Source organism: Gilliamella sp. B14384G10, assembly GCF_016101685.1.
Taxonomy (GTDB): Bacteria; Pseudomonadota; Gammaproteobacteria; order Enterobacterales; family Orbaceae; genus Gilliamella; species Gilliamella apis_A.
Genome location: NZ_JACFQA010000001.1, coordinates 590,303 through 599,976, shown reverse-complemented (window position 1 = coordinate 599,976; position 9,674 = coordinate 590,303). Strand labels below are relative to the sequence as shown.

Below are 9,674 nucleotides of genomic sequence, written 5' to 3'. Positions count from 1 at the left end.
TTGCTCGGACGTAATCGTCGTATAGAACTAGCTACCAAATAAAAAAACGTCCGAAATCCACCGAATAAAAAAATTTGAGGAGTGGGGTTTTTAAAGCCTAAAATCTATCCGATAAATCACTAAAACCAGCTATAACATCAGCTAGGGCCAATAATAAAAGTTTTTTTATCAATCAGTTTAGTGCTTCTCATTTAGCGACATCAGCAATGTGCTGATAACTGAGTGAGGTTAGCATGGCAAACAGGGAAGTTTGACAAGGCTGTTGTTTGTCAGAAACAAATCACAGCCGGTGCGTTAAGAGCGAACGATGGCGGAAGGCAGTCACATCGTGACCACTTGCGTAGTCGCCGCGGGAGTTGGTAAAGAGGGTTCGCGTAAACCCTCTTTACTCGGACGTAATCTCCGTATAGAACTAGCTATTAAACAACAAAACGTCCGAAACTCACCGAATAAAAAAATTTGAGGAGCGGGGTTTTTTAAGAGTAAAATCCATCCGATAAATCACTAAAACCAGCTATAACATCAGCTAGGGTCAATAATAAAAGTTTATTTTTATCAATTAGTTTAGTGCTTCTCATTTAGCGACATCAGCAATGTGCTGACAACTGAGTGAGATTAGCATGACAAACAGGGATGTTTGACAAGGCTGTTGTTTGTCAGAAACAAATCACAGCCGGTGCGTTAAGGGCGAACGATGGCGGAAGGCAGTCACATCGTGACCACTTGCGTAGTCGCCGCGGGAGTTGGTAAAGAGGGTTCGCGTGAACCCTCTTTGCTCGGACGTAATCACCACATAAAACTAGCCACCAAACAACAAAACGTCCGAAACTCACCGAATAAAAAAATTTGAGGAGCGGGGTTTTTAAAGCCTAAAATCTTCTAAAAAAACAATTCTACGGTATTAGGTTGCGCAAAAACAGCTATTTGCCTTTTGCTGTACATTATTCCAGACAATGTTTATAGTAGTTTATATTCTGAATTAATATTGGTTTTAATTACTAACGATATTATGAAGCTTCAACAGTTACGTTACATTTTAGAAATTGCCCGCTCAGGCTCAATCAATGAGGCTGCTAAAAATTTGTATATTACTCAACCAAGTTTATCAACTGCAGTGAAGGAGTTGGAAGCTGAATTTGGTATTGAAATTTTTGTACGGACATCTAAAGGAGTTTCATTATCGACTGATGGAGTTGAATTTTTAGGTTATGCAAAACAGGTTTTAGATCAAGCTCAGCTACTAGAACAGCACTATGCCAAAAAAGTACCTTCCAAACAACTGTGTAGCATTTCAACCCAACATTATGCATTTGCGGTAAACGCTTTTGTTAATTTAATCAAAAAGAATCATACTGATGAATATGAGTTTACCCTACGTGAAACTCGCACTTACGATATTATAACTGATGTTGCTAATTTACGTAGTGAAGTAGGTATTTTGTATCTAACTGATTTTAATCAAAAAGTTATTTTACGCTTGCTTAAAGAACATCGTTTAACTTTTAATCCACTATTTGAGGCTGATCCACATGTATTTATCAGTACCAATCATCCTTTGGCGGCCATGAAATCTTTAACGTTAGATGATTTAGAGGATTTTCCCTATCTTTCATTTGAACAAGGCGAATATAACTCTTTTTATTTTTCCGAAGAGATTTTAAGTACTGTGTATCATAAAAAGAGTATTCATGTCAGTGATAGGGCAACGTTATTTAATTTATTGCATGGATTAAATGGCTATACAATTAGTACTGGTGTGCTCAGTACTGATTTAAATGGTTCAGACATTCTATCTATCCCTTTAGATGTCGAAGAAAAGATATTAATTGGTTGGATAACATCACAAAAAGCACAGCTAAGTTTATCGGCACAAAATTATATCGAAGCGTTGAAAAAGCTTATTCAAGAAGAGTATGGTTTTAAGCTTAAATAAGCGTTTGCGATTAATAAATCAAATTGCTATTTCAGTAAATTCCAGTATAATTGCGCACGATTCATATATTTATTATATGGATGCCGAGGGATGTCTGAATTAGAGATCGGTCATTCCATTTTTTATATTTATTTTAAGAGGTTTATTATGTCTCTAACTGTAGAAGCTAAAGCGAAAATCGTTGCTGAATATGGTCGTGGTACTAACGACACTGGTTCAACTGAAGTTCAAGTTGCTCTTTTAACTGCACGCATTAATGACTTACAAGGTCATTTTTCTGAGCATAAAAAAGATCACCATAGCCGCCGTGGTTTATTACGCATGGTGTCTAGCCGTCGTAAATTATTAGATTATTTACGTCGTAAAGACTTTGAACGTTATAGCCAATTAATTCAAAGACTAGGTTTACGTCGCTAATTATTTATCTACTTGAAAAGAGGCTTAGGCCTCTTTTTTCGTTGTGAAAATTCAAGGCTTTGATATAATGCAGAGTCCGAAAAGCTAAATAAATGCTTTGAAGATAGAAATTAATAAAATAAAAGATTATATCTCATGTTTCGCGCGACTAATGAGAGCTCTATAGTTTATAGATTTGTCATTAGTCGTGACAGTGAAATAATCTTTTGTTTAGTATCCCACACATAGTTGAAGTGTGTATCAATATGTTCCAGCGTCATGCTGCTTCCTGTCGAAATATCAAACTTCAACGTGATTTATTACAAGAGGACATTATTTTGTTTAATCCGACATATCAAAAATTCCAATATGGTCGCCATACTGTTACTTTAGAAACGGGTATTATGGCGCGTCAAGCAACTGCTGCAGTTATGGTTAACATGGACGATACTGCGGTATTTGTCACTGTAGTTGCTAATAAAAAAGTTAAAGAAGGACAAGACTTTTTCCCTTTAACCGTTAACTATCAAGAACGTACTTATGCTGCTGGTCGTATTCCTGGTGGCTTTTTCAAACGCGAAGGTCGCCCAAGTGAAGGCGAAACATTAATTGCCCGTTTAATCGACCGTCCACTTCGTCCATTATTTCCTGAAGGTTTTGTCAATGAAATTCAAATCATTGCAACAGTGGTATCAGTGAATCCTGAAGTAAGCCCTGATTTAGTTGCTATGATTGGTGCATCAGCTGCACTTTGTTTATCTGGCGTTCCTTTCCATGGCCCAATTGGTGCTGCTCGTGTAGGCTTTATTAATGATGAATTTGTGTTAAATCCATCAGTAAAAGAATTAGCAACTAGTCGTTTAGATTTAGTTGTAGCAGGTACCAAAAGTGCTGTATTAATGGTTGAATCAGAAGCTGATTTATTAACTGAAGACCAAATGTTAGCGGCAGTGGTATTTGGGCATGATCAACAACAAGTTGTAATTGATAATATCAATGAATTTGTTGCTAAAGCGAATTGTGAAAAATGGGATTGGGTTGCACCAGCTAAAAATGAAGAGCTATTTAATGCGGTTTCTGAATTAGCTAAAGATCGTTTAGGTGAAGCCTATCGTATTACTGAAAAACAAGCTCGTTATGCGCAAATCGATTTAATTAAAGAAGAAGTGTTAGCTGCACTTAAAGAAAAAGATGAAGAGCTTGACGAAAACGAAGTTATCAACATTATTGTTGATTTAGAAAGCCAAATCGTTCGTCAACGTGTTATTGCTGGTGAACCACGTATCGATGGTCGTGAAAAAGATATGATTCGTGCTCTGGATATTCGTACCAATGTATTACCAAGAACTCATGGTAGCGCATTATTTACTCGTGGCGAAACGCAAGCATTAGTTACCGCAACTTTAGGTACTGAACGTGATGCACAGATCATTGATGAGTTAACTGGTGAATATACCGAACGTTTCCTTTTACATTATAACTTCCCTCCATATTCAGTTGGTGAAACAGGTATGGTTGGTTCACCAAAACGTCGTGAAATTGGTCATGGTCGTTTAGCAAAACGTGGTGTTGCTGCGGTAATGCCAAGCAAAGAAGAATTTCCATATACTGTACGTGTAGTTTCTGAAATTACTGAATCTAATGGATCTTCTTCAATGGCTTCAGTTTGTGGCGCATCATTGGCATTAATGGATGCTGGTGTTCCAATTAAGTCTTCTGTTGCTGGTATTGCAATGGGCCTTGTTAAAGAAGGTGATAATTTTGTAGTATTATCTGATATTTTAGGTGATGAAGACCATCTTGGTGATATGGACTTTAAAGTAGCTGGTACCCGTGAAGGTGTAAGTGCACTACAAATGGATATCAAAATTGAAGGTATCACTAAAGAAATTATGCAAGTTGCATTAAACCAAGCTAAAGGGGCACGTTTGCATATTTTAGGGGTAATGGAACAAGCGATTAATAAACCTCGTCAAGAGATATCTGAATTTGCTCCTCGTATCTATACGATGAATGTTAATCCAGATAAAATCCGTGATATCATTGGTAAAGGTGGTGCAACGATTCGTGCATTAACTGAAGAAACCGGTACTACCATTGAAATAACTGATGATGGTACAGTGAAAATTGCGGCATCTGATGGTAATAAAGCACAAGATGCAATTGCACGTATCAATAATTTAGTTGCTGATGTTGAAATTGGTAAAATTTATACCGGTAAAGTCACTCGAATTGTTGATTTTGGTGCTTTCGTTTCAGTTATTGGTGGAAAAGAAGGACTTGTTCACGTTTCACAAATCGCTGATCATCGAGTGGAAAAAGTTGCTGACTACTTAAAAGTAGGTCAAGAAGTGAATGTTAAAGTACTAGAAATTGATCGCCAAGGTCGAATTCGTTTAAGTATGAAAGATGCAGTTGAGTCTACACCAGAAGTTACGCCAACTGCTGAATAAAATCTGATCCACTAGGAGCTTAATATGAGATTATTCAACCTGAGAATGTTGTGCTGTATTTTTGCAGTCATTATCTTGTCAGGTTGTTCTTATTCTCTACCTTTACTTGCTGTTCCTGAGCAAGTTTCGTATGATGATGAATTGAAAATAGCTGAAATAAGTCAACAGTTATCAAGACGAGATCTTGATACTGTTTCTCGAATGCAGCTGATTTTCGAACGAGGAATTGTTTACGATTCATTAGGTTTTAAAGCATTTGCACAAAGTGATTTTAATCACCTTTTAAGTTTTAATCCTGAAATACCTGATGTTTATAATTTTCTTGGTACTTATGCACTAAGAGATGGTGATTTCGATAATGCTATGATGGCATTTAATACTACACTAGAAATAGATCCATCTTATGCTTTTGCTTATTTGAATCGTGCAATTACTTTATATCGTACAGGACATTATCAAGCTGCACAGCTTGATGCACAAAAATTCTATCAATATGATGTCAACGAACCTATTCGTGTTTTATGGCTTTATTTGATTGAAAAAGAAATAGATAAACAAGCTGCCCTAGCTCAGTTGCAAAATCGTTACGATAAACTAAACGATAAAATGAGTTATGGTGGTGATATCATTGCATTTTATTTAGGTAATATTAGTGAATCTAAATTAATGCAAAACCTTCAACAAGGTGTTGAAAATGACCGGCAATTAGCCGAACGCCTATGTGAAGCGTACTTTTATTTAGGTAAATATTACCTAGGTAAAGGTAACAATGAGCGTGCCAAAATATTATTTAAATATGCTTTAGCTAATAATATTTATAACTTTGTTGAACATCAACAGGCACTCTACGAAATTAAGTTACTTGAAGAAAAGTAACAAGGGTCATGCCAGTTTTAAAAGTGAAAATATTGTTATAGCGTAGTTCTGATTTGCCCATAATATTCTCAATTATTTTTATGCTATCTATCTTTTGTATTAAATAAAGTAATTATTTAAGCAACAGTTATGCATGTTTGATTGTTGATTATTGGCAGTTAGTTATTGGGGTGAGTTGTAAATTTTCAATTTAGTGAGCTGGCATAAATTTATATAGTGTTTTATTTAGGTAATGTAATATTTTATGAGCAATATTGTAATCCTCATAAATTATCTTGATTAGTAATTATCAGGTTTGTTGCTAACTTAAAATTAAGCCTATATATCCAATTTGCAAGCGAGTTTACATGACAACAGAAATATCTTTTATTGACCTTGGTTTATCTGAGGAAATCCTTAACGCATTAAATGATCTTGGTTTTACTAAACCATCGCCAATCCAAGCAGAATGTATTCCTTTACTTTTACAAGGGAACGATGTGTTGGGTATGGCACAAACTGGTAGTGGTAAAACAGCTGCTTTTTCCATTCCTTTTTTGATGAATATTGATGCTAATTTAAAAGCACCACAATTATTGGTTTTAGCACCAACTCGTGAATTGGCAATTCAAGTTGCTGATGCCTGTGCTGAATATGCAAAATATGTGAAAGGAGTAAAAGTTTTACCACTGTATGGTGGTCAACGTTATGACGTGCAATTACGTGCATTAAAACAAGGTCCACAAATTGTAGTGGGTACTCCAGGTCGATTGTTAGATCATTTAAATCGTAAAACATTAGATCTTTCAAACCTTAAAGGTTTAGTTTTAGATGAAGCCGACGAAATGTTAAGAATGGGCTTTATTGATGATGTTGAAAGTATTATGGCTACGATCCCAGAAGATCATCAAACAGCACTATTTTCAGCAACAATGCCGGCACCAATTCGTCGTATTACTAAACGTTTTATGCATAACCCGAAAGAAGTACAAATTAAAGGTACTAATCAAACTGCACCTGATATTGATCAAAGCTATTGGTTAGTACGCGGTATGCGTAAAAACGAAGCAATTGTACGCTTTTTAGAAGCTGAGGATTTTGATGCAGCAATTATTTTTGTTCGTACCAAAACAGCAACATTAGATGTCGCCGAAGTATTAGAAAAAAATGGTTATAGTTGTGCTGCTCTGAATGGTGATATGACTCAGCAACTTCGTGAGCAAACGCTTGATCGTTTACGTAATGGCCGATTAGATATCCTAATTGCAACTGATGTGGCTGCTCGAGGTTTAGATGTTGAGCGTATCAGTTTAGTTATTAACTATGATATCACTCTTGATTCAGAATCTTATGTTCACCGTATTGGGCGAACTGGTCGTGCTGGTCGTGCAGGACGAGCAATTTTATTTGTTGATAGTCGTGAACGCCGTTTACTTAAGAATATTGAACAAACAATTAAAAAGCCGATTCCTGAAGTAGCATTACCATCTAAAGAGTTGCTTGAAAAACGTCGTTTAGCGAAATTTACTCAGAAAATTCAGCAACAATTAGAAAGTGCCGATTTAGATCAATATCAAGCGTTATTAGAGCAAATCCAAGCAGATAGTGGCGCAGATCTTGAAACGATTGCAACAGCATTATTGAGATTAGCTCAGAGTGATCGTCCGTTGATTCTACCGCCAGATCCAGTATTTAAACCATCAAGAGAATTTCGTGATCGTGATAATCGAAATGGTGAACGTCGCTTACGTGGCGATAATCGTGAATCACCAAAACGTCGTGAACGCCGAGATGTGGGTGAAATGGATATGTATCGTATCGAAATTGGTAAAGAAAACGGTGTTGAAGTGCGTCATATTGTTGGTGCAATTGCTAATGAAGCCGATATTAGTAGTCGCTATATTGGTAATATCAAACTTTATGAAACTTATTCAACCGTTGAGTTACCAAAAGGCATGCCGAAAGATATTCTTAAGCATTTTGAACGGGTTAGAGTACTTAATCAACCAATGAAAATGAGCTTGGTAGCAGGTAAGCCATCTGAAGCTAAACGTGGACGTAAAAGTAGTAAAACAGAATCTAATGACAAAGGTTTTGCGAAAAAACGTGGCCGTCCTAGCGCACCTAAGTTCTAATATTTTTTAGGTTTGCTTCTTAAGAACCTCTGCCAAATAGCAGGGGTTTTTTATTGCTTATCTTTTAGATTGTTACCTGCATTTTTTGGCAAGGTAATAAAGTCAATCATTGCTAACAAGGTCATTCCTGCTACCATTAATAGTGCTAAGCTAAAATCTTCCACCATTAAACCCGTTTGGCTATGGCCATTATAGCTAGATGCAATAAATAGAAATAAAGCACTTAACACAATGCCGAGTACGTTATTTAGCTGCTGGAAAATGGTAGATAAAATGTTAGCGCTCTGTATTTCTGTTTTATCAATTTCTGAAAAACTAAGCGTGGTGATGGTAGTAAATTGAATAGAACGAGCACCACCGGAAAAGAATAGCACTAATATAATCCAGATGATAGGTGTTTGTGGCGTGAAAAGCGCACATAACACAAAACTTGAAGATAATAACAGCCCATTGATAATCAGAATTTTGCGGAATCCAAACTTATGAATTAAAGGTGTGTTTACTGTTTTAAGCAGGATATTGCCGGCAAATAATGATAGCAGTAGTGAACCTGCAGTTAACGGTGACCAACCAAAACCGACTTGAAACATTAGCGGTAAGATAAACGGAGCACTATTTAAGCCAATACGTATTAATGAACCACCAAAAAAGGTCATTCTAAATGTACGTTTAGAAAAGGCATATAGACTAATTAATGGGTGTTGAGTATGAGCTAAATGATAGTAGGCAAAGATTAATATTAGGCTACCGACCAAAGATAGTGTTACGCCTACCCAGAGACTACCATTTGAATGAGAAATCATTTCAAGCCCATAAACAAATAGTAAAAGGCCTAAACCACAGGTGATAAATCCAACACCGTCAAATGTACGTTTTTCAGGTAATTCTTTGGGTAATAATCGATGAGCGAAAAATAGGGCGATAAAACCTAATGGAATATTAAGAAGAAATATCCAGTGCCATGTTAGATATTGAGCAAAGAAGCCACCAATAATCGGCCCCATTAATGGCGCAATTAAGCCTGGCCAAACTAAAATAGAAATAGTGCTGACTAAATGTTGTTTTTCCGTTCGACTTAATACCACCGTTCTGCCTACAGGCACCATTAATGATCCACCTAAACCTTGAATTAATCTTGCGATGGTAAACATGGTCAGATTAGTCGATATGGCACACAATATTGATGCTAACATAAATAAAATAATCGAAATCGAAAAGACTCGATAGGCGGTGAAACGGTTAGCGATCCAGCCACTGGCAGGTAAACCAATTGTAAGTGCTAGCATATAGGCGCTAATCCCAATAGATAAATCTTGAGGATTGGTTAAAAATGATTTTGCCATAGCTGGAATTGCCGTGGTGATCACTGTAGCGTCTAGATTTTCCATGAAAAACGTCGCAGCGACTAAAATCGCCATTTTTCGGACGTGACTATTTTGTTGCATCATGTGGTTTGATTAATTCAAAAAAATAACAATAAAACTTTAATATACGCTAAAAATTTGTGTTGTGGTAAAGGTTTTTAACATTTTGCCCTTAATTGTGATTAAGAGTATACTAATGCCATATTAATCGGTAAAACAGAGGTAGAGGTACACAATGACAGATTCTTTAAATAAATGTAAAGCTAACGAAACACCTGCATGTTGTTGCGTTGATGTAGGTACAATTATAGACAATGAAGATTGTAGTGCAGAATATGAGCATGTTTTTACATCTGAATCAGAAGCAAATGCCAAATTAGCTACATTAACTCAAGCTGCAAAAGCTGTTGAAACAGAGCCTTGTGAAATTAACAGCAGCATCGATAAAGTTGAAAATGGCTATAAATTAACAGCTAAATTTACTTTCTGCTGTGGCGCTGAATGTATGATTTTCCAATTGAAATTACGTTAATTATTC

General features: G+C 36.2%; 7 protein-coding genes. 6 read left to right on the top strand and 1 reads right to left on the bottom strand.

The window, feature by feature from the left end:
* Nucleotides 1-1,009 precede the first annotated feature (1,009 nt).
* From H3T54_RS02695 to H3T54_RS02675, 5 genes are all read left to right on the top strand, one after another.
* Nucleotides 1,010-1,933 carry a LysR family transcriptional regulator gene (locus H3T54_RS02695; protein ID WP_065651727.1) on the top strand — a complete coding sequence of 308 codons (924 nt, stop codon included), beginning with the start codon at nt 1,010-1,012 and terminating at the stop codon, nt 1,931-1,933.
* Nucleotides 1,934-2,080: 147 nt separating this feature from the next.
* Complete coding sequence (gene rpsO, locus H3T54_RS02690; protein WP_065578587.1) at nt 2,081-2,350, top strand: 30S ribosomal protein S15; 270 nt, start codon at nt 2,081-2,083, stop codon at nt 2,348-2,350.
* 317 nt (nt 2,351-2,667) lie between these two features.
* Nucleotides 2,668-4,782 carry a polyribonucleotide nucleotidyltransferase gene (gene pnp / locus H3T54_RS02685; protein WP_198221135.1) on the top strand — a complete coding sequence of 705 codons (2,115 nt, stop codon included), beginning with the start codon at nt 2,668-2,670 and terminating at the stop codon, nt 4,780-4,782.
* Between the two features lie 24 nt (nt 4,783-4,806).
* Nucleotides 4,807-5,658 carry a lipoprotein NlpI gene (gene nlpI / locus H3T54_RS02680; protein ID WP_198220785.1) on the top strand — a complete coding sequence of 284 codons (852 nt, stop codon included), beginning with the start codon at nt 4,807-4,809 and terminating at the stop codon, nt 5,656-5,658.
* A 347-nt stretch (nt 5,659-6,005) separates the two neighbouring features.
* Nucleotides 6,006-7,772: a DEAD/DEAH family ATP-dependent RNA helicase gene (locus H3T54_RS02675; protein WP_198200638.1), complete on the top strand. Its 1,767-nt coding sequence runs from the start codon at nt 6,006-6,008 to the stop codon at nt 7,770-7,772.
* Nucleotides 7,773-7,822: 50 nt separating this feature from the next.
* Here the strand turns inward: H3T54_RS02675 and H3T54_RS02670 are convergent, their stop codons facing one another.
* Nucleotides 7,823-9,220, bottom strand: coding sequence for an MFS transporter (locus tag H3T54_RS02670; RefSeq protein ID WP_198220783.1), 1,398 nt, complete (start codon nt 9,218-9,220; stop codon nt 7,823-7,825).
* 151 nt (nt 9,221-9,371) lie between these two features.
* Here H3T54_RS02670 and H3T54_RS02665 point away from each other — a divergent pair, with 151 nt between their 5' ends.
* Complete coding sequence (locus H3T54_RS02665; RefSeq protein WP_065651730.1) at nt 9,372-9,668, top strand: YfcZ/YiiS family protein; 297 nt, start codon at nt 9,372-9,374, stop codon at nt 9,666-9,668.
* Nucleotides 9,669-9,674 lie beyond the last annotated feature (6 nt).